Genomic DNA, 24184 nt, shown 5'->3' with positions numbered 1-24184 from the left:
CATGTCGGTGATCACAGTCGAGCGGATCAAGCTCTTCTCCACCCGCTCGCCGTGGTGGTGCATGGTCATCGCGGCGTTCCTGACGGTCGGTTTCGCCGCACTCACCACCGGCTTCCTGAACGCCACGGACGAGCAGCAGGCGACGATCTTCATCACCCAGCCGGGCGCGCAGCTCAGCCAGATGGTGATGATGGTGATGGCCGCGCTCGCGGTCACCACCGAGTACCGGTTCGGCACCATCCGGACCAGCTTCCAGGCAGTGCCGCAGCGGGCCGCACTGCTGCTCGGCAAGACCGCGGTCGTGGCCTTCCTGGCCGGGATCGTCGGCCTGATCGCGTCGTTCGGTGCCTGGGGCATCGGCAGCCTGTTCGCCGGCAACGCGGACCTGGCCATCAACACCGGGGCCGAGTGGCGGCTGCTGGCCGGCCAGGGTCTGATCTTCGCGCTGTCCGCGGTGATCGCGGTGGCGGTCGGCATCCTGATCCGGCAGAGCGCCGGTGCGATCGCGATCCTGATCCTCTGGCCGTTGCTGGTGGAGAACCTGGTCACCCTGATCCCCAAGGTCGGCGACGACCTGGCCAAGTGGGCGCCGTTCGCGAACGGCAGTTCGTTCCTGAACCAGGGCCAGGACTTCGGGCTGGCCGGCGCGAACGCCGGCGGCAGCGACTTCGCCCTCGGTCCCTGGTGGGCCCTGCTGTACTTCGCCGGCTGGGCGGCGGCGCTGATGGCGATCGCTCTGTTCACGGCGAGCAAGCGCGACGCCTGATCGCGATGACGACGATCCCGGCCGTGGTTGAGGGGCCCTGGCCGGGATCGTGAGGCCCGGCCGGGCTGAGGGGTCCTGGCCGCGCTGAGGCCCGTGGGACATCACGTTCCACGGGCCGACCCTTGTCCGGGGCGGTCGCCGTACCACTGCGTAGGGGTGGCGGGCGCGGCGGGAAAGCGTCTAGCCTGCCGCGCATGACCGACTGGGCGCAGGTGCGCGCCGATGACTTCTTCGTCCCGACCGATCGGCCGCTCACCGAGCTCGTCGCCGAGTTGTCCGCGCTGCTGCGCTCCCCGGATCCGGTGCTGCGCGACTCCCAGGCGTACTCGATCCTCGCCACCTGGATCGGCCGCGGCGTACTGTCCGCCGACCAGCTGCGTGCCCTCGGAGACGAGATGGTCGCGCGGTTCGCGGACCCCGAGACACAGGCGCGCACGTTCGCGCCATTGATCCTGGACTGCATCGTCACCGCGGGTGTCTTCGAGCCGCACTGGGTGCCGCCGTTCGAACGCTGGTACGTCGCCGAGGAGGACCTGCGCGGGTACGACGCCAAGCTCGGCTGGCTGCACGCGATCGCGCACGGCTCCGACCTCCTGGGCGCCCTCGGGCTGCATCCGGCCGTCGAGCCGGTGCAGATGCTCCGGTTGGGCATAGGCCGCATTCTGACGCCGACACAGCACGTCCTGCGGGACATGGAGGACGACCGCCTCGGCTACGCCCTGGCGACCACCCTGACCCGCGCGGACCTCACCGAGACCGATGCCACCGACTGGCTCGACCCCGCCGTCCGTATCCTCGCCAATCCGCCCAGCGAGGGCATCACTCCGGAGGTCACCAACACCATCCGCACGCTGCGGGTCCTCTACCTGCTGGTCGACCACGGCGTTCGCGTTCCGGCCTCCGGCCCGGTCACGCAGATCCCCCATCGCGACCTCGTGAAGGCGAAGATCACCGAAGTCGTTCGGATGGTGACGCCGTACTACCTGTGATCTCCGGGCGGACGGGTGTTGACTTGGTCACATCCATGACACGGTCGACGAAGGATGAGACCCGCATCCGACTTTCGGCTGAGATTTCCCTGAAGTGTCCCCGAGGTACGGCGTGCCGCGGTCCAGGGCGATGTACAGGTGGTTTCCGGTAGAAGCAGAGATCTCGTTCATGACAAGGTCTGTGCTGGCATTGCCGTGGTCCCCTCCCATGGTGGTGCCAACGCCACTATCGCAGTAGTGCCAACACCATCAGATCTGCTCCTTGGCAACGCTACTTTTTAGGTGACGAAAGCCGTCGGGGGCAAGCGGTTCAGAGAGGGCGCGTGGAAGTCATGGTTGCGACATACCTGAAGAGATGGGTCGGCAGCCGGATCTTGAACAGAACCACCCGCAAGGGTGGTCTCGACCTGTCGAAGATGCGGATGTTCCCCAGCCAGGTCTCGATGCCGCTGCGCCGTCACGGCGTGAACCCGGTGCCGGAGCTGGGCAAGGTGCGCGAGGCCGAGCCCGTGCACAAACTGGCGCATCTGTTCGGGCTCAACGTCTGGGTGGTGAGCGGGCACGCGGAGGCGAAGGCCGTGCTCGCCGACTCGACGAACTTCAGCAACGACATCCGGCCGCTGGTCGGCTCGGACCCGAACAAGCCGTCGGAGGGGATCGGGGGGCTCGGGTTCACCGACCCGCCGGACCACACCCGGCTGCGGAAGCTGCTGACACCGGAGTTCACCAAGCGGCGGCTGGCGCGGCTGGAGCCGGCGATCGAGAAGATCGTCCAGGACCAGCTGGACCTGATGGAGGCCAAGGGCCCGGTCGCCGACATCGTGTCGGACTTCGCCTTCAACGTGCCGTTCCTGCTGATCGCCGACCTGCTCGGTGTCGAGGAGTCGGACCGCGATCGCTTCCGGGCGCTCGGGCCGGCGCGGTTCGACCTGTCCGGTGGTGGGATCGGGGTGTTCGGTTCGGCCAGCGAGTCCCGCGACTTCCTGTTCGAGATCGTCCGCAAGCAGCGCAAGAACCCGGGTGACGGGCTGATCGGGTCGATCATCCGCGAGCAGGGTGACGACATCGACGACGTCGAGCTCGGTGGGCTCGCCGACGGCGTGTTCCTGGGTGGGTACGAGACGTCCGCGAGCATGCTCGCGCTCGGCACGCTGGTGCTGATGCGCAACCCGGAGAACTTCGAGCGGATCCGCAACGAGCCGGGTGCGGTCGACGCGATCGTCGAGGAGTTGTTGCGGTACCTGACCGTCGTCCAGGTGGCGTTCCCGCGCTTCGCGCGGCACGACCAGGAGTTGTTCGGTCAGCAGGTGAAGAAGGGCGACCTGGTCGCGGTGTCGCTGTCGGGGGCCGACCGCGACAAGGAGGTGTTCGGTCCGGACGCGGAGGAGTTCTGGCCGCGTCGTGCACCGGCGGCGCACCTCGCCTTCGGCCACGGCATGCACCGCTGCGTCGGCGCCGAGCTGGCTCGGATGGAACTCCGGGCCGCGTTCTCGGCGCTGGCTCACCGCTTCCCCGACCTGTCCCTCGCCATCCCCGAGGAACAGCTTCGTTTCCGCGACTTCTCCATCGTCTACGGCGTCGAGACTCTCCCCGTCCAGCTCCACGCCGCAGAGCCCGAGCAGGTAGCCGGCTGACGTGCAGTCCACCGAGCAGTACGCCGCTGGGTTGCCGCGGAAGCGGATGGCGGCGGGGGTGTTGTTCCGGGGTGAGGACGATCGCGTTCTGCTGGTGGAGCCGTCGTACAAGCCGAACTGGGAACTGCCCGGGGGTGTGGTCGAGGCGAACGAGGCGCCGTGGGTCGCGGCAGCCCGGGAGCTGAGGGAGGAACTCGGGGCGGAGCGGCCGATCGGCCGGTTGCTGGTGGTCGACCACGTGCACGCGTACGACGGCCGCCTCGAAGGCATGATCTTCGTCTTCGACGGCGGAGTGGTGACGGAGGCGGATCTGGCCGCGTTCACGTTCCCCGACGGGGAGATCCTGTCCGTGGGTCTCTACTCCCTGACCGACGTACGCGCGCGCGTCAAGCCGCTGTTGGCCGATCGCCTCGGCGCCGCTCTCGACGCCGTGCACGAGGGCACGACGGCCCTCTGCGAACACGGCGTACGCGTCGCCTGAGCTGTCAGCTCGGGGTCAGGGCGAAGCGTTCGGCGAAGGCGGAGAGCTGGTCGCGTTGCTCGGACAGGTCCGGGCTCGACGTGCCGACCACCAGACGGGTGACTCCCTGGGCGGCGTACGCCTCGAGCGAGGCAGGGGTCAGCTCGATCGAACCCCAGCGGGTGTAGTCGAGCCTACGGTCGCCTGCCGTGGATTGAGCCAGCTCCCATTGGGCCGCGCGTTCGTCGCCCATCAGCGCGCCGCCGGCGAAGTACCCGTCACCGCGCAGTCCCGCCCGCCGGGCCGCGGCGCGGCTCGACCCGCCGACGTGGATCGGCAGTGGGGACAGAGGCTTCGGAAAGCTGTAGACGTTCTTGAATTCGAAGAACTCACCGGAGTAGCTGGCACCGTCGGCCTCGTCGGACCAGAGCAGCCGCAGTACGTCGATCGACTCGTCGGCGCGGCGACCGCGGGTGCTGAAATCCACGCCCGCCGCGACTGCCTCGCTCGGCAGAACACCGACGCCTACGGTGAGCAGTCGCATCCGGCCCTTCGAGAGCACGTCGATCGTCGCCAGCCGCTTCGCCAGCATCACCGGCTGGTAGTACGGCAGCAGCAACACTCCGGTCCCCAGCAGGATCCGCTCGGTCGCGGCGGCGGCGTACGTGAGCAGGTCGAGCGGAGCGCCGTACGGCAGTGTCATCGGCAGCTCGGCACCGCCGAACGTGTCACCGGTGGTCAGCGCCACCCTCTCGGGCACGTAGATCCCTTCGAATCCGCACGCCTCCGCGTGCTGCGCGAACGCCGCCAGGTGGTCCGGATCCACCCCGAACATGGGCGTGCTGTAGCTGACCGCGAACTTCATCCCGTTCCCTTCCGCCGTGGGGGCAGCACCTTAGAACGTTGCCCCCAGGGTCAAGGCAACTGGAGGGGATCTTGCCGAGGCTCTGGATCGGAGTCGAGAGACCGTCGGCGTGGCCGGAGAGTTGCACCGCCGGGTTTTGGTGAACTTTGGGGTCCGGAATGGCGGTGGGTAGTTTTGGGGTGGCACTAGGTGGTCGTTGGCCGGATCGGGTCGTGACAGAGGTGGGGGTGGGTGGTCACAATGGGCGGTCCGGCCCGAGGTACGGGTGAGGATCAGGGAAGGCCGCCGGCGGGTATGGGGAGTGGCGAGATGGCGACGGGCGACGAACTGACCGCCCGGATCGCCGCCGCAATGACATCGGCTCAGTCCGGTGGGCATGCGAGCGCGGCTGCCGAGATCGAGCTGATCCGGGCCGAGCTGGGCGGCGTGCCGAGCTACCAGCTGGCCGCGGCGGAGTACGTGCGTGGTGTCACGGCGCACCATGCGAGCGACGCGGACGAGGCGCTCAAGGCCGTTGACGCATGTGTCGCGGTCGCGAAGGCGATCGATGAACCGGGCTGGGAAGCGAACGCACTGCCGATCCGCATCATCAACCTCGCCCGCAGTGGCCGAGGTGGTGACACGGTCAACGACCTCGTCGCCGCCGAGCACGCGCTGAGCCGCACGAAGGATCCCGGCCTGACCGCCTGGGCACACACCGGCCTCGGCTATGCGTACGACGTACTACGCCTCTTCGAGCTGTGCATCCCGCACTACGAGCAGGCGGCCCGGGCGGACGCGGACGTGTTCGAGCTGGCCGAGTCGGAGGCGATCGACCGGCTGAATCTCGCCGAGACCTATCTCCGCTGGGCGCATGAGCTCGAGCGGCTTGGCGATCCGTCGTACGTCGGGGAGATCCGCGAGCGGCTCGCATCGGCGGCGTACTGGGCGCGCGAAGGTGAGCGGGTGATCGTCGACGACGAGAGCCAGGAGTTCTGGCGGTTGAGTGCGCGGCTGTGGCTGGCCGGCGCGGCGACCGACCACGATCCGGATTCGGCGGTCGCCGAACTGACGGAATGCCGCGACGAGATCAGCAAGCTGGGTGAGACCGAGCGGCTCGCGATCGCCGGCGCCTACCTGGCCAGGGCTCTGCAGGCACAGGGCAAGTCCGAAGAGGCGAAGGCGGCGGCCGATCGGGCCGCGGACGACCTGATTCCCTTGGCGGATCCGGCCACGCACGTGCTGGTTCTGCAGACCCGATCGGAGATCGCGGCCGCGTCCGGTGAGCCCGGAGCCGTTGCAGGGTTGGAGTATGCGCGTTCGGTGGCCCGTGGTTGGTGGAAGGAGCGGCAGCGCGCACTGACCGCCGTACGGCATGCGCTTGCCGCGCGCGACCTTTCGGCGCGGCACGACGCCGAGTGGCATGCGGCGCGACAGGATCCCCTGACCGGCGTGGGGAATCGGCGCGCGCTCGACGAGCGGCTGACGGCGGCGCGTGACTCGGGGCGGGCCGTGACCGTGCTCGCCATCGATGTGGACAACCTGAAGGTGGTCAACGACACCTTCGGGCACGCCTGCGGGGACGAATTGCTGCAGGTTGTGGCAAACCTGCTGGTAGAACAGGCGCGAGCAACCGATGCCGTGGTTCGATCGGGTGGCGACGAGTTCGTCGTGGTGCTCGATCAGCCGGACGCCAAGGGCGGTGCGCTGCTGGCACTGCGGATCCGGACCGCGGTCAGGGCGATCGCGGCGGCGACGGACAAGCCGTGGCTGCGGCGGCTCGGTTTGAGCATTGGGTACGCCGCGACGGCAGAAGGTGTTGCGGTGGACCAGCTGATCGCGACGGCGGATCGGCGGCTGTACGGCGACAAACGCCGTCAGCGGTGAGGCAGGCACTCAGGGGAGGTTTCTTGCGCGAGACGTCGGGGGTGACGGCGCGGATCGCGGCGGCGATGACACGGGCCCAGTCGGGGAGTCCGGCCGAGGCGGCGACCGAGATCAACCGGTTGCTGGACGAACTCGGGCCGGAGCCCACACACGAGCGCGCAGCGGCCGAGTACGTGCGAGCTGTCGCGGCGCACCACGGCGCCGATGCGATGGAGGCTCTGGACGCGGTCGACGCCTGTATCCGGGTCGCGCGGGCGATCGACGAGCCGGGCTGGGAGGCCAATGGGATCGCGATCCGGATCGTCACGCTGATCCGGACCGGCGAGGGTGGCGACTCGGTGGCCGACCTGGTCGCGGCGGAGAACGCGCTGTCGCGGACCCGCGATCTCGGCCTGGCCGGCTGGGCGCACACCGGACTCGGGTATGCCTACGACCTGCTGCGCCTGTACGAGCTGTGCATCCCGCACTTCGAACTCGCCGCCGAGGGCGACCACGACCCGCTCGGGCTGGCCGAGGCTCCGGCGATCAACCGGCTGAACCTGGCCGAGTCAAACCTCCGCTGGGCGCACGAGCTCGAGCGGCTCGGCGACACGTCGTACGGGGAGGAGATCGCCGAACGCCGGCGGGAGGCGCGCCGATGGGCCGGTGAGGCGATCGAGGTGATCGTCGGCGCCGACCTGCTCGGGTACTGGCCGATCGCCGGGCGGATGTGGCTGGCCGCCAGCAACGACGACAGCGAGGCGGCCGAAGCCACGGTGATCCTGAAGGACTGCCGGGACCAGTTGGCGAAGCTGGGCGACCTGGAGCTGGCCGCGATCGCGGGCGCCTATCTGGCCAAGGCGTACGCCGCCATGGGGCAACTCGACGACGCGATGGAGGCCGCTGACCAGGCCGGCACGGATCTTCCGCCCACCTCGGATCCGCCGGTGGAGGCGTTGATCCGGCACACCGCCGTACAGATCGTCGCCGAGTCAGGTGACGCGGGAGCCGCGACAGGGCTGCAGTACGCGCGGGCGATCACCAGGGGGTGGTGGGCGGAGCGGCTGCGCGGTCTGTACGCCGTACGGACCGCACTGGCCAACCATGAGCTGTCGATCAGGCACGACGCGGAATGGCGTGCGGCGCGCGAGGATCCGCTGACCGGTGTGGGCAATCGGCGGGCGCTGGACGAACGGATGTCGGTGGCCCACGACGCGGCGCGGTCGGTCGCGGTGATCGCCATCGACGTCGACAACCTGAAGGTCATCAACGACAGCTACGGGCACGCCTGCGGCGACGCCGTACTGCGCCGGGTCGGCCAGCTCCTCACCGAGCAGTGCCGGGCCGAGGACGTGGTCGCACGGGCCGGTGGCGACGAGTTCGTCGTGGTGCTGGACAACCCGGACGAGCGCGGCGCGCGGGAGCTGGTCGAGCGGATCAAGTCCACGGCCGAGAGGGTCGCGGCGAGCGCGATCGAACCGTGGTTCACGATGCTGCGGCTGAGCATCGGCCAGGCCAGCAGCACCGACGGCATCGCGGTCGGCGAACTGCTGACCGAGGCGGACCAGCGGATGTACGCCGAGAAACGCCGCCGCCGCGGACAGGTCTAGTGCCCTGCGTCGGAGATCCCTTGGCGCTTGCGGCGCCCAGGCACTAGTAGTCCAGGAAACCTTCGACGACCAGGCGGCGAATCTGCGGCAGGTAGTCCTGCAGGACTTCCACCGCCGGACGGTCCAACAGGTCGGCAAGGGCAGCGAGGATCTGCCCCGCACTCAGGTCGCCGTCACACGCACCGACGAAGCCGGCCAGCACGGTGTCGACCTGCTCCGCTCGCCGCATCCCTCGCTGGCGCCGCAGCACGATGGCCGCGGGATCCTCCGCGCCTGGCCGTCCGGTCGTCTCCTGGATCACGTCGTCCGCGACCACCAGATGCAGTCCGGTCAGGTCGGCCGGCATTCCCTCCGCCCGCTCGAACCGCCGCAGGACGTGCGGACCGATCGGCTGCTCGATCTCGTACGGCCACTCCTCGGCGTCGAGCGTCCCTGCCACGTTGTGCAAGGTGATCCAGCCCATGCCGATCGCTTCCACCGCCTGTGCGTCCAGCCAGCGCATCCAAGCGTCGTACTGAGCGGTGTACGACGGTGTGCCGGGGACACCGGCGTCGCGGAGCCAGAGTTCGACGTACTCGGAGGGGTCGAGCAGCTCGCGCTGCACCGCCCAGGCGGACCGATCGCCTGTCCACGCAGCGATCCGGTCACGCCAGTCCTCGCCGCGGATGTACGTCCAGTTGGCGAGCAGCTGGCACCAGCCGCCGTCGGTCAGGTGGTTCGGCGCCTGCCGCACCAGTTGCTCGACGAGCGTGTCGCCGGCGAATCCGGTCTCGCGGTACGTCAGCTGATCCTCGCCCGGCGGTGAGATCACGTACGGCGGGTTGCTCACGATCAGGTCGAAGCGCTCGCCCCGGACCGGTTCGAACAGACTGCCTTCGCGGACGTCGAGCTCGATCCGGTTCAGCGCGGCCGTCCACCGGGCCAGCCGGAGCGCGCGCGGATTCACGTCGGTCGCGACGACCTGGTTCACCCGGTTGGACAGATGCAGTGACTGGATCCCGCTGCCGGTGCCGATGTCGAGAGCCCGTTCGGCCTTGATCGGCACCGTCAGGTTGACCAGGCTGAGGCTGGCTGACGAGATCCCGAGAGCGTAGTCGCTGCGCATCGGCTCACGACGTCCGTCCAGGCCGGGCGTCAGGTCCGCGATCACCCACCACTGCCGGTCGTCCTCGGCGTACGGCCTGATGTCGAGGAGTGCCCGGGCCGAGCCGCCGTCGACCGCGATGATGCCGAGAGCAACCAGATCTACGCCCGGAAAAGCCTGCAGGACAAGAGCTTCCGGTACGTCGCGTTGCAGCAGGAACAACCTGATGATCGTGTCCAGGGCGTCGCCGGACGAGGTGCGCCGGCCCGCGAGAGTGGTCTCGTTGCGGGCCAGCGCACCATTCGCCTGAGGACCGAGCCGGGCGGCAACTCCCTCAACCGTGTACCCGGCTTGTCCGAACGCCTCACGCAGCACGTCCACGTCGGTCCCCGTCAACTCGATCATCCCTCATCCTCCCATCCCCGGCCGCCCGCATTTGAACGGACAGCCCCCTGAGGTGGGCTGGGCGGGCGGTGTGCAGGTCGACAGGTAGTGCACCGGCGAGACGGTGTACATAGAGGGGCGCGAGCGCTCAGCTGCACTAGGTAGGGCTCGACATCTCCTGTCCATCTGCACGCCGTCCAGCCGAATCGACGGCGGGGTGGGGGCTATGGGTTGCAGCTCAGCTTGGCCTCCGCCCAGTCGGCGTGATCGCTGGTTACGCCGTCGCCGCCGTCGGTGACTTGCAGCGTGAGCGTCTGGCCTCCGGTCACGTCCACCGAGACGTCCGCGGTCGGCGACGTGCCGGTGAGCAGATCCGAGGTGTACTTCGCGGTCCCGTCGACGAGGACCTTGAAGCCGACCTTGCCGCGGTCCTCCATCTCGTCGTCGACCCCGGCCTTGGCGGTGAAGGTCTTGCAGTTGCCGCCCATCCGGACACTCACCGACGACGCCGCGTGGGTGCCGAGACCCTTCGCGTACTGCACGCCGTCGAGGGTGATCGGACCGCCGTCGCCGGCGCCGTCCTCGCCGTTGCTGTGGTCCCGTTCGACCGGACCCCAGCCGTTCGTCGAGTCGAGGAACTCCAGGTCGCTCACCCACTGTTCACCGGTCGGTGCCGGAGGCAACGGTTTGTCGGCGATCGTGGCGGCGAAGAACCCGAGCCCGCCGCCGGGCAGCTTGATCGCCTTCACCGTCTTGCCAGGATCGAGCGGTACGGCGGTGTAGAAGACCCGGTAGTCCGTCGTGGTGTTGGCGAGACCCGCGGGGGTGTAACGACCCTTCACCGACACCGCCAGCTTGGCGCCACCGGTGGCTGGGTCCTGACAGCACCAGTTCGGGAGCTGGAACGTGCCTTGGGATTCCGTCCCGTCGGTGTAGATGATCGTCACCGTGCCCCGGGCGTTGAGACTCGCGCCCGCGCCCAGGAGGGCGAGATGCGAACCGGTGCCGGAGACAAGGATCGGAGCGGGCTGGTTCTTCACCAGGTTGGGCGTTCCGGGTGCTCCGGTCGGCCAGGTGAACTCGGCATCCTGGACGGTCACCGTCGCGCCAGGTGTGTAGCCGACGGCCGCGAGTGCCTCGCCGTTGTAGCTGTTGCCGGATCCGTCGAAGTTGCCTTGGGCGTAGGTCGTCGCGTCGCTGATGCCGACAACATTCGCCGCCTGCGACAACGATGCATAAGGCAACTGAGCCGTCGCGACGGCACTGTTCGTGTAGCTCTTGCCCTGCGCAACATAAGACGCGGCCAGCTCGAGCGTGAAGCTCGCCGGTTTCACATCGGCGCCGGGAGTGACCTGCAGCTTGGTCGTGACGGTTTGCCCGGGCTGGACGGTGTCGAACACCTTCTGCCCGGCGACGGTCCAACCAGCCGGCGGCTGGAGCGCGAGGTTCACGTTGCGCATGGTGGTCGGGCTGCCGTTCCGGAACGTCGCAGTCACCTCGGTGGCCTGGCCCGGAGCGTTCCACAACGACGGCGTGGTGAGCTCTGGCGTGCCGAAGGTGTTCGCCACATCGGGACCACCGACGGAAGACGTCCCGCTGAGTCGGACCACCGCGGTGCGTGCGGTGGAGATCGGCGCGGTCTGTACCCGGACCACTCCGTTCTCATAGGTCCAAGTCGCCTTGCGGCCGTCCACGGTGACCTCGTGCGGTGCGGTGCCGGTGTGGACCGTCAGCTCGTACGGACGGGTTGCGGGCTTGCCGGCGTACGTCCCGGCACTGGCGCCGATCTTGACTGTCACGTCGCCGCGGGACTGCTTGGGTGCGTCGACCGTGAAGGTCTGGGTGGCGGAGTTCTGCGAACGAGTGACGCGGTCGTCCTCGTAGAGGCTGAACGACGACTTGCCCTGCGGGTAGATGTCGAGAGTGAGCCGATCCCCGAAGCCCTGCTCGGCCGCGGAGTTGATGCCCTGCTTCCACATCGGTACGACGGTACCCGCCTTCACGAACAGCGGCAGCGTGTCGAGCGCGGCGTGGTAGCCGTTGATGGTCGTCGGACCCTGGTAGACCCGGCCGGTCCAGTAGTCGACCCACTGGCCCTTCGGTAGGTAGATCCCGCTCTTCACCTCGTCCGCACCCCACATCGGCGCGACCAGGAAGTCCTGACCGGCGAGGAACTCGTACTTCGTGGTGTCGTCCCACGTCTTCGGGTCGTTCGGGTACTCCAGCACCAGCGACCGGTTCAGTGGTGCGCCGGTGCGGTGCGCCTCGGCGGCGTACGTGTAGAAGTACGGCAGCAGGCGCTCGCGGAGCTTGAGGTACTTGCGGTTGATCGAGGTGTACGGCTCGCCGTACGCCCACGGCTGCTTGATCGCCGGGGTGGCCCAGCCGGACATCGTCATGAACGCCGGGTTGAACACCTTCCATTGCATGTCGCGCACATACGAAGTGGCCGAGCCGCCGAAGATGCCGTCCACGTCGCCGGCGCTGTAGGCGATACCGGAGTTGCCGGAGCCGGTGATGGCCGGGATCTGCCACTTGATGGCGTCCAGCGAGCCGCTGTGGTCACCGGTCCATTGCACCGCGCACCGCTGCGCACCGGCCCAGCCCTCCACCATCCAGGCGAAGCCGCGGGCGTTGCTGTACTGCTCGATGCCGTCGTGTGCGGTGTCGCAGGCGCTCAGCGCGTGCCGGTAGCCCGGACCGACCCAGGCGACGTCCAGCTTGCGTACCCGCACTCCGGCCTCGCCGACCTCGTCCGGCTGCCGGTCCAGCGACGACTGCGTCCACAGACCCATCTGGATGTCGCGGTCGCGCAGTGCGTCACCGGTCTGCTTGAGCGCGGGGATCTCCCGCTTGCCCCACCAGGTGCCGTCGACCTGCTCGGAGTCGGTGTCGTCGGAGTAGCCGCAGCCGTAGTCGTCGTTGACCAGCATCCAGCCACCGGGCATGTCCTCGTCCTTGAACCGCTGCGCGACCTTGACCGCGTCCAGCGTCGTCACCTTGTCCGGGTGCACCTTCCAGTCGTTGCTGGGGTCGGGGTCCGTCCCGTAGTGACCGCGGTTGTAGCAGTCCGAGTCGCCGTACTCGAGTCCGTAGATCGGCGGCATGAACGGGCGGCCGGTGAGCTCGGTGTAGCGGTCCAGTGAGGTCTTGAGGTCGCCGATGAAGTAGTACGCGTCGAACCGCTTCTCGTCGTGCTTGGTGACGACGGGGTCGGTGAAGCTGTAGCTACCGGGGCTGAACGTGTTGCGCAGTACGCCGTACCCCGCCGTACTCATGTAGTACGGCGAAGCGTTCGGGTTGCCGCCGTCCTCCCAATTGAAGTCGCGGGCGATGGTGATGGTCTGGTCGCGGTGCGAGAAGCGTCCGTTCTGCATACCGCCGCCGAAGAACTGCTCGCTCGGTCCGCGGCCCAGCGACTGGGTGGTGGACGTGTCGTCCCAGGACAGCGGAGCCGTCTCGGCCCAGACCAGCTGGCCGTTGTCGCGGTAGACGCTGAACTTGAGCGGGTGCTTCTGCGCGCGGACCTCGACCTTGCCGCTCGTGAGCGAGTAGTACGAGCCGCGGTCCCGCCAGGACGTGTGCGGCGTGCCGTAGTCGGTCTTGGTGACGATTGTCGACGCGGGCTCGTTCGGGTCGGTGGGCGGCGTACCGGCCGGGTCGGTGAAGTTCCCGTCGGGCGCCAGCCAGAGCCGGAACACGTCGTCCTTCAGGAAGACGACACGGACCTTCGCGGCACCGGCCGTCAGTGTGTACGTCGCCTTGTCGGCGGTGAAGCCGGTGACGTCACCGAGCGCGGTGCTGTCGGCCCGTGCGGGGGCGGCCGTGTGCACAAGAGCGCCGGCGATCAGAGCCAAGGCGACTAATGAACGTTTCATGCGGGCGGAGATGTTCACGACTGCCTCACTTCACGCATCTATGAACAAGAGTGCGCTCATTGAAGCTCACCCGTCGGCGGTTGTCATCAGCTCGCCGTCATGAAGTTGAGACGAGGTCGCCATCACGGGGTGAAATGTGGCCGTGACGATGAGTCGCATGGCGAACAGGCGTCCCATCCGCACCATCAGTCACACAGTCACCACGCCGGTGACCAGGCCTGTGACAAGGCTTGTGACAAGGCGCGGTGTGCTGACGGCAGGGCTGGCCGCAGGCTTGGCGATGGCCGCTCCCGGCGTCGCGCGAGCCGTTCGGTTCGACCCGGAGCAGGATGACCCCGACTTCCACCCGGTGACCTTCGAGCTACCGGCGCCGACCGGGCGCAAGGCGCTCGGGACGACCGCCGTCCACCTGATCGACCAGTCCCGGCCGGACCCGAGCATGCCGAGCGGCCGGCGGGAGCTGATGATCAGCATCTGGTACCCGGCCTCGGTGGTCGGCTCGGCGCCGTTCGCGAAGTACATGCCGGCCCGGACCGCCCAGGAGGTGGACAACACCTGGACCGGTGAGTACGGCCTCGCGCTGCCGCCCGGCTCGTTCGACTTCGCCGGCACCGAGACGCACTCCCGCATCGACGCGCCGATGCAGCCGATGCGGCATCCCGTCGTACTGTTCTCTCCCGGCTACCAGTACAGCCGTTTCGTGAACACCGCACAGGTCGAGGAGCTGGCCAGCCGCGGGTACGTCGTGGTGACGATGGACCACACCCACGAGACTCCGGTCGAGTTCCCGGGTGGGCGGTTCCTGCCCGGTGTGCCCGCGTCCCAACTGCCGGATCCGGTCTTCACCCGCAAGGCGGTCGAGACCCGCACGGCCGACGCGCGGTTCGTGCTGGACCAGCTGGAACTGATCGCCGCCGGGCAGAATCCCGGTGCCGAGGGCAACGATCTGCCGCCGGGGATGGCGGCCGGACTCGATCCGCGGCGGGTCGGCATGTTCGGGTTCTCGCTCGGCGGCTACGCGACCGCGAACACGCTGCTCGAGGACCGCCGGATCTCGGCCGGCCTGGACCTGGACGGCACCTTGCAGGACGACCCCGCGAAGGGGCCGCTCGGCGAGGTCGCGCGCAAGGGTCTGGACCAGCCGTTCCTGCTGTTCGGCTCGGACACCACACAGCGGACCGATCCGGACCAGGAGTACTACGACAAGTCCTGGGCCGGCTTCTGGGAGGCCCAGCGCGGCTGGAAGCTGAACCTCAGGCTGGCCGGCGCCAAGCAGAAGGCGTTCACCGACTACCAGTTCGTCTTCGACCAGTTGTTCCGTTCGATCTACGGCGACGACCCGATCATCACCTCGGTGATGACGGCCCTCGTCGGCAAGGCCGACCCGGCCCGCAGCGTGCTCGCGCAGCGCGAATACCTCGTGGCGTTCTTCGACCAGACCCTGCGCCGCCGGCCCGGGCTGCTGCTGCGTGGCGACTCCCCGAAATACCCGGAGATCCGTTTCGCCCGCTGAGACGGCGTACCCTCGGGGCATCATCGGGGGCCGGAGGTGGCCTCGCCGCGACGCGCGACGACTGTGGGTGGTTCGCCACTTTCTGAAACCCTGGGAGGCGGACCGGGGGTGGCAGCGGTTACCGTGCGTTGAGAAATGTGTTGCCGTCGGCCGTACCCTGTCCTCGGACGGGGTCGGTCTGTGCCCGGGGGAACAGACGTCCGGTCATGGACGTTGCCGCAGGACGAGAGCGAGAGCAAGGAGCGCAGTGGCAGGGGCAGCAGGGACGAAGACATCGGCGGGCAGCCGCCTGGTGATCGTCGAGTCGCCGAAGAAGGCGCGGATGATCGCCGGCTTCCTGGGGTCCGGATACGTGGTGGAGTCGAGCTTCGGCCACATCCGCGACCTGCCGAGCGGGGCGGACGAGATCCCGGCGAAGTACAAGGGCCTGCCCTGGGCGCGGCTCGGCGTCAATGTCGAGGACCACTTCGACCCGCTGTACGTCGTACCGGCGGACAAGCGGGCCCAGATCCGCAAGCTGAAGGACCTGCTCAAGGGCGCCGACGAACTCTTCCTGGCCACCGATGAGGACCGCGAGGGCGAGGCGATCGCCTGGCACCTGCTGGAGGAGCTGAAGCCGCGGGTCCCGGTGAAGCGGATGGTCTTCCACGAGATCACGCCTAAGGCGATCCAGGACGCGGTCGGCAACGCCCGCGACATCGACGAGGCGCTGGTCGACGCGCAGGAGGCGCGCCGGATCCTCGACCGGCTGTACGGCTACGAGGTCTCGCCGGTGCTGTGGAAGAAGGTCATGCCGAAGCTGTCGGCGGGCCGCGTGCAGTCCGTCGCGATCCGGATGGTGGTCGACCGGGAGCGGGAGCGGATCGCGTTCCGCAGCGCGTCGTACTGGGACCTGGACGCCACCCTCGACGCGGGTGAGGGGCGCTCGCCCCGGCAGTTCCCGACCCGGCTGATCTCGGTGGACAGCCGACGGGTCGCCCAAGGGCGCGACTTCAGCTCGATCGGTGAGCTGAAGAGCCAGAACACGGTCCACCTGAACGAGGCGACCGCGACGGCACTGGCCGGCGCGCTGCGCGACTCGCAGTTCTCCGTCCGGTCGATCGAGTCCAAGCCGTACACCCGCAAGCCGTACGCGCCGTTCCGGACCACCACGCTGCAGCAGGAGGCCGGCCGCAAGCTCGGCATGTCCGCCTCGCAGACCATGCAGATCGCCCAGCGGCTGTACGAGAACGGCAACATCACCTATATGCGGACGGACAGCGTCACGCTGTCCGACACCGCGATCACCGCGGCCCGGGCCCAGGTCCGGGAGCTGTACGGCGCGTCGTACCTGCCGGACAAGCCGCGCGTCTACACCTCCAAGGTGAAGAACGCGCAGGAGGCGCACGAGGCGATCCGGCCGGCCGGTGAGGTCTTCCAGACCCCGGCGCAGACCGGTCTGTCCGGTGCGGAGTACCGGCTGTACGAGCTGATCTGGATGCGCACGATCGCGTCCCAGATGAAGGACGCCGAGGGCCGCAGCGTCTCGATCCGGATCGACGCGACCGCGTCGACCGGGGAGAAGTGCGAGTTCACCTCGTCCGGCCGGGTGATCACCTTCCACGGCTTCCTGAAGGCGTACGTCGAGGGCGCGGACGACCCGTCCGCCGGGACGGACGACCAGGAGACCCGGCTGCCCGACGTGAGCGAGGGCGACGTACTGCCCGCGGTCGAGGTGCTCGCCTCCGGGCACGAGACCAAGCCGCCGGCCCGCTACACCGAGGCCACGCTGATCCGGGAGATGGAAGAGCGCGAGATCGGCCGCCCGTCGACGTACGCCACCATCCTCGGCACGAACGTGGCCCGCGGGTACATCTACAAGAAGGGCCAGGCGCTGGTGCCGGCCTGGCTGGCGTTCGCGGTCGTGCGGCTGCTGGAGGAGCACTTCACCCGGCTGGTCGACTACACGTTCACCGCGTCGATGGAGGACATCCTCGACGAGGTCGCGGCCGGCAACCTGCAGCGCGAGGGCGTGCTCGGCCGGTTCTACTTCGGTCACGACGATGTCGAGGGCCTGCAGTCGATGGTCAGCGACCTGGGCGACATCGACGCCCGGGAGATGTCGACGTTCCCGGTCGGCGGCGACGACTCCGGGGTGGTGCTCCGGGTCGGTCGCTACGGGCCGTACGTCGAGGACAAGGACGAGCGGCGCGCCAACGTGCCGGAGGACCTGCCGCCGGACGAGCTGACCGTGGAGAAGGCCCAGGAGCTGCTCAGCCAGCCGTCCGGGGTCGAGCACGAGCTGGGTAACGCGCCCGACACCGGGCTGAAGGTGGTGGCGAAGGCCGGGCGGTTCGGGCCGTACGTGACCGAGGTGCTGCCCGAGGACGCGCCGAAGAGCGCCAAGCCGCGGACCGGCTCGCTGCTGAAGTCGATGACGCTGGAGAGCATCGACCTCGGCGACGCGATGAAGCTGCTGTCGCTGCCGCGGGTGGTCGGCAAGGATCCGGACAGCGGCGACGAGATCACCGCGCAGAACGGGCGCTACGGGCCGTACCTGAAGAAGGGCACGGACTCGCGGTCGCTGTCGTCCGAGGAGCAGATGTTCGACATCACCCTCGAGGAAGCGTTGAAGATCTACTCCGAGCCGAAGCAGCGTGGCCGTCGGGCCGCGGCGCCGCCGCTGAAGGAGCTGGGCGAGGACCCGGAGTCGGGCAAGCCGGTGGTGGTCAAGGAGGGCCGCTTCGGTCCGTACGTGACCGACGGCGAGACGAACGCGACCCTGCGCAAGGACGACTCGGTGGAGACCATCTCGCTGCTGCGCGCGGCCGAGCTGCTCGCCGACAAGCGGGCCCGTGGACCGGTGAAGAAGACGGCCCGGAAGTCGCCGGCGAAGAAGACCGCGGCGAAGAAGACGGCGGCCAAGAAGACCACCACCAAGAAGGCCGCCGCGAAGAAGACGGCGACCAAGAAGACGGCGACGAAGAAGTCCTAGGATCCGTCGTGAGGAGGCCGATGTGACGAGTGCTGTCGAGGTCACCGCGCAGCGGCTCCGGGACCGTGGCGAGCGGGTCACACCGGCACGGCTGGCGGTCGTCGAGGTGCTCGCCGGTACGGAGGAGCACCTCAGCGCCGAGCAGATCGGCGAGCGGGCAGAGGAGCTGCGTCCGGGGATCCACCGCGCCACCGTCTACCGGGCGCTGGACGCGCTCGGCGAGTTCGGCCTCGTCACCCACGTCCACCTCGGCCGCGCGGGGACGACGTACCACCTGGCCGGGGATCTCGCGCCCCGTCACCTGCACCTTCGCTGCTCCGAGTGCGGCACCGTGTACGACGCCCCCGGCGACATCCTCGAGGCCGCCCGCAAGAAGGTCCAACGCGACCTCGGCTTCCACCTGGCCCCCGAGCAGGTAGCCCTCGTCGGCGTCTGTGCGGACTGCCAGCGCTGACCCCACCCCCGCCCCGTACCCGACACTGCCGGCCCCCGTCTGGTGGGTCGGCCCATCAGAGCGTGGGTTGACCCACGGCGTGCGGCTGGCCGACCCCCCGTCTGATGGGTTGACCCACCAGGCGGGGGGACGGGTGGGGGTGTGAGGGCCTGGGGTGGGGTGGGGTTGTCCATATCTGTTCATCGGTGTGGATTCGTGAGCAAGGTTGGCTTAGGGTCGGTCGGTGTGACGGATGACCTGAGCTATGTCGAGGACTTTGCCCCCGGTGCGGGCGTACTTCCCCCGCGGGCCTGGCTGGACGACGACGCTGAGCGGATCCCGCTCAGCGGGGACTGGAGCTTTCGGCTGTCCCCGAGCGTGGCCGACGCCCCCGACGACCTGAAGGACCCGGACACCACCGGGTGGGACACCATCGCGGTGCCCGGGCATTGGCAGCTCAGCGGGTACGGCGCCCCGGCGTACACCAACGTGGTCTATCCGTTCCCGCTCGAGCCGCCGTACGTGCCGACGGACAACCCGACCGGTGACTACGTCCGGACCGTGACGATCCCGGCGGACTGGGCCGGTGCGCGGGTCGTGCTGCGGTTCGAGGGCGTCGACTCCCGGTTCGCCGTCCACGTCAACGGCTCGATGGTCGGCTGGTCGTCGGGTTCGCGGCTGCCGTCGGAGTTCGACCTGACGGAGTTGGTTGCTCCGGGCAAGGAAGCGCGGATCGCCGTCCGTGTGCACCAGTGGTCGGCCGGCAGCTATGTCGAGGACCAGGACATGTGGTGGCTTTCCGGGATCTTCCGCGAGGTGAATCTGCTCGCGCTCAAGCCGTCCGCCCCCACCGACGTCTTCGTGAAGGCCGCCTGGGATCACCTCGACGGCGCGGGCACGCTGCTCGTCGAGTCCGACGTACCCGGCACGGTCTCCGTGCCCGAGTTGGGGCTGGAGTTGCCGACCGGCGAGCACACCCGGATCGAGGGTGTGCAGCCGTGGAGCGCCGAGGTGCCGCGGCTGTACGACGGTGTGTTGCGGACCGACGGTGGTGAGGTGCGGCTGCGGATCGGCTTCCGTACGGTCGCGATCGTCGACGGCGTCCTCGAGGTCAACGGCAACCGGGTGCTGTTCAACGGCGTCAACCGGCACGAGTTCCACCCCGACCGCGGTCGGGCGCTGACCGAGCAGGACATGCTGGACGACGTACTGCTGATGAAGCGGGCCGGGATCAACGCGGTCCGGACCAGCCACTACCCGCCGCACCCGCACTTCCTGTCGCTGTGCGACTCCTACGGCCTGTACGTGATCGACGAGTGCGACCTCGAGACGCACGGGTTCGGGTACGAGCCCGAGCCGCCGAACCTGCCGAACCCGGTGATGGACCCGCGGTTCCGCGACGACCTGGTGGCGCGGATGGCGCGCACCGTGCACCGGGACAAGAACCACCCGTCGATCATCATCTGGTCGCTCGGCAACGAGTGCGGAATGGGCGAGAACCTCCGCGCGATGTACGACCTGGCGAAGGAGATCGACCCGTCCCGGCCGGTGCACTACGAGCGCGACACCGAGGCGGAGTTCGTCGACATCTACTCGCGGATGTACACCTCGCCGGAGGGGTGTGCGGAGATCGGGGCGGACACCTCGTTGTACCGCAATCTGCCGTTCATCCTGTGCGAGTACGGGCACGCGATGGGCAACGGGCCGGGTGGGTTGCTCGACTACCGCGAGGTGTTCGACAAGTACCCGCGCTGCCAGGGCGGCTTCATCTGGGAGTGGATCGACCACGGCATCCGGACCACGATCGACGGGCGCGAGGTCTACGCGTACGGCGGTGACTTCGGCGAGACGATCCACGACGGGAACTTCGTCTGCGACGGACTGCTGTTCCCGGACCGGACGCCGTCGCCGGGCATGCTCGAATACATCAAGGTGATCGAGCCCCTGCGGATTGTTGCTGACGGCAACGGTGGGGTCGCGGTGACGAACCGCTACGAGGTGCTGGACACGAGCCACCTGACGTTCCGGATGGTGCTGGAGGTCGCGGGTGAGCGGGTCGGCGAAGGCACGCTGCCGGTGCCGGTGCTCGCGCCGGGTGAGACCGCCACGGTCGTGCTGCCGCCGGGCGTGCACAAGCGGGTCGACGGGGGCGAGTCCGAGATCTGGGTGACCGTGACTGCTGAGCTGACCGAGGCCACCTCCTGGGCCGAGGCCGGTCACCGAATCGCATGGGGTCAGCTCCGGGTGGACGAGCCGGCTCGCCCGGCCGAGGTTGGCGCGGGGGTGCCGGCTACCAACGTGGTGGCCGGCGTCGGCGGGATCTCTTTCGGAGATGTGCGGAACGCTCGGCTGGATGTTTGGCGGGCGCCGATCGACAACGACGCGAACCCGGGGGTTGCGGACGCTTGGCGCGAGCAGGGACTGCACCGGGTGCAGCACCGGATCGTGTCGCAGGGCGAACGTGATGGTGTTTGGGAGGTCGTCACCCGGACCGCGCCGCCTCAGCTGCAGTGGGGTCTCGTCAGCACCTGGCGCTGGACCACTGTCGACGGTGCGGTCGTTCTCGAGCTGAACGTCGTACCTGAAGGGCAGTTCCCGGAGGTGCTGCCGCGGCTCGGCATCACGTTCGAGCTGCCGAAGGTGGGGCGGGTCGAGTGGTTCGGCACCGGCCCGAACGAGGCGTACGTCGACACCCGCGAGGCCGCGGCGGTCGGCAGGTACTCGGCCACGGTCGCCGAACTGCAGACGCCGTACGTCCGCCCGCAGGAGAACGGCCACCGCATCGACACCCGCTGGGCCACCCTCGACGGCCTCCGGATCGAAGCGCTCGGCCCCCTCTTCGGCCTCACCGTCCGCGACTGGACGACCGAGGCCCTGGAGACCGCTAAACACACAGCGGACCTGACCCCCGGTGACACCACGTACGTAACCCTCGACATCGCCCAAACCGGCGTAGGAACAGCCGCCTGCGGCCCAGCCCTCCCAGACCGAGACAAACTCAAAACCGCCCCCGCCACCCTCACCCTCCGCTTCACTACCGCGTAGGACGTGGACCGCCAGGCCATCACAACTGGGCAACCCGAGCGGCTCCCGCCCACGGGTCTCGACGACTCCGCGATTGTGATGGCCTGGCAACCCGCAGGTGGCTTCAGATCGCGATGGTCGGCCGGGGATGTACGCGGGCGGCTGGGGGGTGGTAGGTGGACCAGGCGGTGGTTAGGCGGGCCACTGCCTCTGTGAGGGCTTCGGGGGTGGCTCGGAAGTGGAGGCGGAGGTAGGGGTCGCTGGCGCCGGTCACGTCCAGGCCGGTGCCGGGGAGGATGGCCAGGCTGTGGCGGAGGGCGGATTGGGCGAAGGAGTTGCCGTCGCCGTGGGGGAGGCGGGCCCAGAGGGTCTGGCCGCCGCGGACGGGTGGGACGTGCCAGGTCGGGAGGTGCTCGGCGAGGAGGGCGTGCAGGTGGTCGTGGCGGGTCTCCAGCTCCTGCGGCAGGCCTAGGTCGTCGAGCTGCGTCACTAGGTGTGCGGCGGCCAGTTGGGTGGGGACGTTGCCGCCCAGGTCGTGGACGGCGCGGACGCGGGCCAGGCGAGTAACGAGCGGAGCCGGTGCGCGGACCCAGCCGATGCGTAGGCCGCCCCAGATGCTCTTGCTCAGTGAGCCGACCGAGATCACCGCATCGCTGTACGCCGCCAGCGGCTTCAACCGCGGCTCACCAGGAAAGCCGAGGTCCGCCGGCACCTCGTCCTCGATCAGCGGTACGTCCGCCGCCGCAGCCGCCCGCGCCAACCGCTGCCGGGCCAGCGGAGACAGCACGGACCCGGTCGGGTTGTGGTACGTCGGGATCACATAAGCCAACGCCGGACGCCGTTCCCGCACCGCCGCCTCGAAGCCCTCCAGACCAACCGGCAGCCCACGCAGCACCGCCGCCCCCTCCCGGAACGCCTCCAGCGCACCCGGGTACGTCGGAGCCTCGACCAGGACCTGATCCCCAGGAGACAGCAGCGTGTGCGCCAGCAACGAGAGCGCCTGCTGACCACCGTTCGACACCAGGATCTGCTCCGGCACCGTCGGTACGCCGTACTCCGCATAACGCCGAGCGATCGCCTCCCGCAGGACCGGTACGCCGTACGGGTAGTAGCCGATGTCGCCGCTGATCTTCCCGAGTTCCGGCACGATCCGCGCGTACGCCTCCGCGACCTGCGGCGGCGGATCCTCCGGCGCGGCACAGATCGCAAGCAGTACGCCGTCGTCGTGGGACTCCAGCGAGTCGAGGAAGATCGGGTCCACCGGCGCGTCCTCGACGGCGGCCCCAGACGGGACTCCAGCCACTCGCGTCCCGCTGCCCTGCCTCCGAGTGATCCGCCCCTCGGAGCGCAGCAGCTCGTAGGCAGCCACCACCGTCGTACGGCCGACCGCGAGCGCTCCAGCCAGCGCGCGGTCCGGCGGCAGCAGTGCGCCCGCAGGCAGCTCACCGTCGTCGATCAGCCGGCGCATCCTGGCCGCGAGCAGCACGTACAGCGGGCCGCGGCCCGACGACCAGCGCCCCAAACGCTCACTCAGCTCGATTGGTCTCATCTGCAAACCAATTGTGCCGGATTGGCTCTGGGGTCGCCAGGGCCGGTCCCGGACGATGGCGGCATGGCCACCTTCCCGCGCAACGACATCGTGTCCCTGACCGACGAAGAGTCCCGCCATGAGCTCGGCGAGAGCTACGGACCCGACCTCCGGCTCTCGGACCTGCTCACCCCGGAGCTGGGCGACCTGGAGCTGAGCTACGGCACCGCCGCCGGCGACCTCCGGCTGCGGACCGCGATCGCCGGCGCGCACGGCGTACGGCCCGATCAGGTGGTCGTCACGGTCGGCGGGATGCACGCGATCTTCCTGCTCGCCTATCTGCTCGCGGATCACGGCGGTGAGGTCGTCACGACCGCACCGCTGTTCCCGCTGACCAGCAACGCCTACGAATCCGTGGGTGCCGACGTCCGCGTGATCCCGCTGACCTTCGACGACGGCTACCGACTGACCGCGGACGCAGTCCGCGAACGCCTTACCCCACAGACGAAACTCGTCAGCCTGACGACACCGCAGAACCCGTCCGGGGTCGCCGTACCGCTGGAGACCCTGCGCGAGATCGTCGCCGCCATGAGCGAGATCTGCCCCGACGCGTATCTGATGGTCGACGAGACCTACCGCACCGCGACGTACGGCGATGATCCGGTGGCGGAGACCGCGATCCACCTCGGCGTGAAGGTGGTGACGGTCGCGTCGCTGTCGAAGTGCCACGGCGCGGCCGGGCTGCGGGTCGGGTGGATCGTCAGCACCGACGCGGATCTCGTCGATCAGCTCGTGACCGCGAAGTTCAATACGGTGGTGTCCGCGTCCCCGGTGACCGAGGCGTTGGCCGTCCGGGTGTTCGAGCTCGAGGACGAGATCCTCGCCGTACGACGCGCGTGGCTGGCCGAAGGAGTCGCCAGCACGGAGGAGTGGGTGCGGGCGCACAGCGACCTGATCGAGTGGGTCCGGCCGGATGCCGGCGCGTTGTGCACGGTCCGGCTCAGGCCGCAGGTCGACCTCGATCGGTTCCGGGCCGCGATCGCTGAGCTCGGCGTACGGCTCGCCGACGGCGACTGGTTCGGCGACGAGCCGCGGGTGTTCCGCCTGGGCTTCGGATTCCCGCCGCCAGTGGAGCTGAAGGCCGCTCTCGACGCCTTGGCGACCGCACTGCACCGGGCTGTCGATGCTGACGACTAG

15 protein-coding genes are annotated in these 24184 nt (G+C 69.0%); 11 read left to right on the top strand and 4 right to left on the bottom strand.

Features of this window, described 5'->3' with window-relative positions:
- The first annotated feature begins 1 nt into the window (after position 1).
- The 4 genes from ACGFH6_RS37725 (at position 2) to ACGFH6_RS37710 (ending at position 3870) form a co-directional block, all read left to right on the top strand.
- A complete protein-coding gene (locus ACGFH6_RS37725) occupies positions 2 to 766 on the top strand; it encodes an ABC transporter permease (protein WP_393394236.1) in 765 nt (254 codons plus the stop codon).
- Positions 767 to 960: 194 nt separating this feature from the next.
- Entirely contained in the window at positions 961 to 1755 is a 795-nt protein-coding gene (locus ACGFH6_RS37720; RefSeq protein ID WP_393394233.1) for a DUF2785 domain-containing protein, read from the top strand.
- A 374-nt stretch (positions 1756 to 2129) separates the two neighbouring features.
- Positions 2130 to 3389, top strand: a complete 1260-nt coding sequence (locus tag ACGFH6_RS37715) for a cytochrome P450 (RefSeq protein ID WP_393394231.1) — start codon at positions 2130 to 2132, stop codon at positions 3387 to 3389.
- Between the two features lies 1 nt (position 3390).
- On the top strand, positions 3391 to 3870 hold the full coding sequence (locus ACGFH6_RS37710; RefSeq protein ID WP_393394228.1) for an NUDIX domain-containing protein: 480 nt from the start codon (positions 3391 to 3393) through the stop codon (positions 3868 to 3870).
- A gap of 4 nt (positions 3871 to 3874) precedes the next feature.
- Here ACGFH6_RS37710 and ACGFH6_RS37705 read toward each other — a convergent pair whose 3' ends face one another.
- On the bottom strand, positions 3875 to 4714 hold the full coding sequence (locus tag ACGFH6_RS37705; protein ID WP_393394226.1) for a TIGR03619 family F420-dependent LLM class oxidoreductase: 840 nt from the start codon (positions 4712 to 4714) through the stop codon (positions 3875 to 3877).
- A gap of 309 nt (positions 4715 to 5023) precedes the next feature.
- Here ACGFH6_RS37705 and ACGFH6_RS37700 point away from each other — a divergent pair, with 309 nt between their 5' ends.
- Entirely contained in the window at positions 5024 to 6580 is a 1557-nt protein-coding gene (locus ACGFH6_RS37700; RefSeq protein WP_393394223.1) for a diguanylate cyclase, read from the top strand.
- Positions 6581 to 6603: 23 nt separating this feature from the next.
- Positions 6604 to 8169, top strand: a complete 1566-nt coding sequence (locus ACGFH6_RS37695; RefSeq protein ID WP_393394220.1) for a diguanylate cyclase — start codon at positions 6604 to 6606, stop codon at positions 8167 to 8169.
- 43 nt (positions 8170 to 8212) lie between these two features.
- Here the strand turns inward: ACGFH6_RS37695 and ACGFH6_RS37690 are convergent, their stop codons facing one another.
- Both ACGFH6_RS37690 and ACGFH6_RS37685 read right to left on the bottom strand, forming a co-directional pair.
- Entirely contained in the window at positions 8213 to 9658 is a 1446-nt protein-coding gene (locus tag ACGFH6_RS37690; RefSeq protein ID WP_393394217.1) for a methyltransferase, read from the bottom strand.
- 203 nt (positions 9659 to 9861) lie between these two features.
- Positions 9862 to 13515 (bottom strand): NPCBM/NEW2 domain-containing protein, encoded by a 3654-nt coding sequence (locus tag ACGFH6_RS37685; RefSeq protein ID WP_393394214.1) that lies wholly within the window; start codon positions 13513 to 13515, stop codon positions 9862 to 9864.
- 247 nt (positions 13516 to 13762) lie between these two features.
- On the opposite strand from ACGFH6_RS37685, the gene ACGFH6_RS37680 reads away from it, so the two are divergent.
- The 4 genes from ACGFH6_RS37680 to ACGFH6_RS37665 all read left to right on the top strand — a co-directional run bounded on the left by ACGFH6_RS37680 (position 13763) and on the right by ACGFH6_RS37665 (position 21480).
- Positions 13763 to 15028, top strand: coding sequence for a hypothetical protein (locus ACGFH6_RS37680; RefSeq protein ID WP_393394212.1), 1266 nt, complete (start codon positions 13763 to 13765; stop codon positions 15026 to 15028).
- Between the two features lie 247 nt (positions 15029 to 15275).
- Positions 15276 to 18002, top strand: a complete 2727-nt coding sequence (gene topA, locus ACGFH6_RS37675) for a type I DNA topoisomerase (RefSeq protein ID WP_393394209.1) — start codon at positions 15276 to 15278, stop codon at positions 18000 to 18002.
- A 22-nt stretch (positions 18003 to 18024) separates the two neighbouring features.
- Positions 18025 to 18456 (top strand): Fur family transcriptional regulator, encoded by a 432-nt coding sequence (locus ACGFH6_RS37670; protein WP_393394206.1) that lies wholly within the window; start codon positions 18025 to 18027, stop codon positions 18454 to 18456.
- A gap of 225 nt (positions 18457 to 18681) precedes the next feature.
- Positions 18682 to 21480, top strand: coding sequence for a glycoside hydrolase family 2 TIM barrel-domain containing protein (locus tag ACGFH6_RS37665; RefSeq protein ID WP_393394203.1), 2799 nt, complete (start codon positions 18682 to 18684; stop codon positions 21478 to 21480).
- A gap of 103 nt (positions 21481 to 21583) precedes the next feature.
- Here the strand turns inward: ACGFH6_RS37665 and ACGFH6_RS37660 are convergent, their stop codons facing one another.
- Complete coding sequence (locus tag ACGFH6_RS37660) at positions 21584 to 23008, bottom strand: PLP-dependent aminotransferase family protein (RefSeq protein WP_393394200.1); 1425 nt, start codon at positions 23006 to 23008, stop codon at positions 21584 to 21586.
- Positions 23009 to 23071: 63 nt separating this feature from the next.
- Between ACGFH6_RS37660 and ACGFH6_RS37655 the strand changes: the two genes are divergently transcribed.
- A complete protein-coding gene (locus ACGFH6_RS37655) occupies positions 23072 to 24184 on the top strand; it encodes a pyridoxal phosphate-dependent aminotransferase (RefSeq protein WP_393394197.1) in 1113 nt (370 codons plus the stop codon).

It is taken from the genome of Kribbella sp. NPDC049227 (assembly GCF_043197265.1).
Lineage (GTDB): Bacteria > Actinomycetota > Actinomycetes > Propionibacteriales > Kribbellaceae > Kribbella.
The sequence above is the reverse complement of the archived record's forward strand: the minus strand, read 5'-3'. Positions and strand labels throughout refer to the sequence as shown.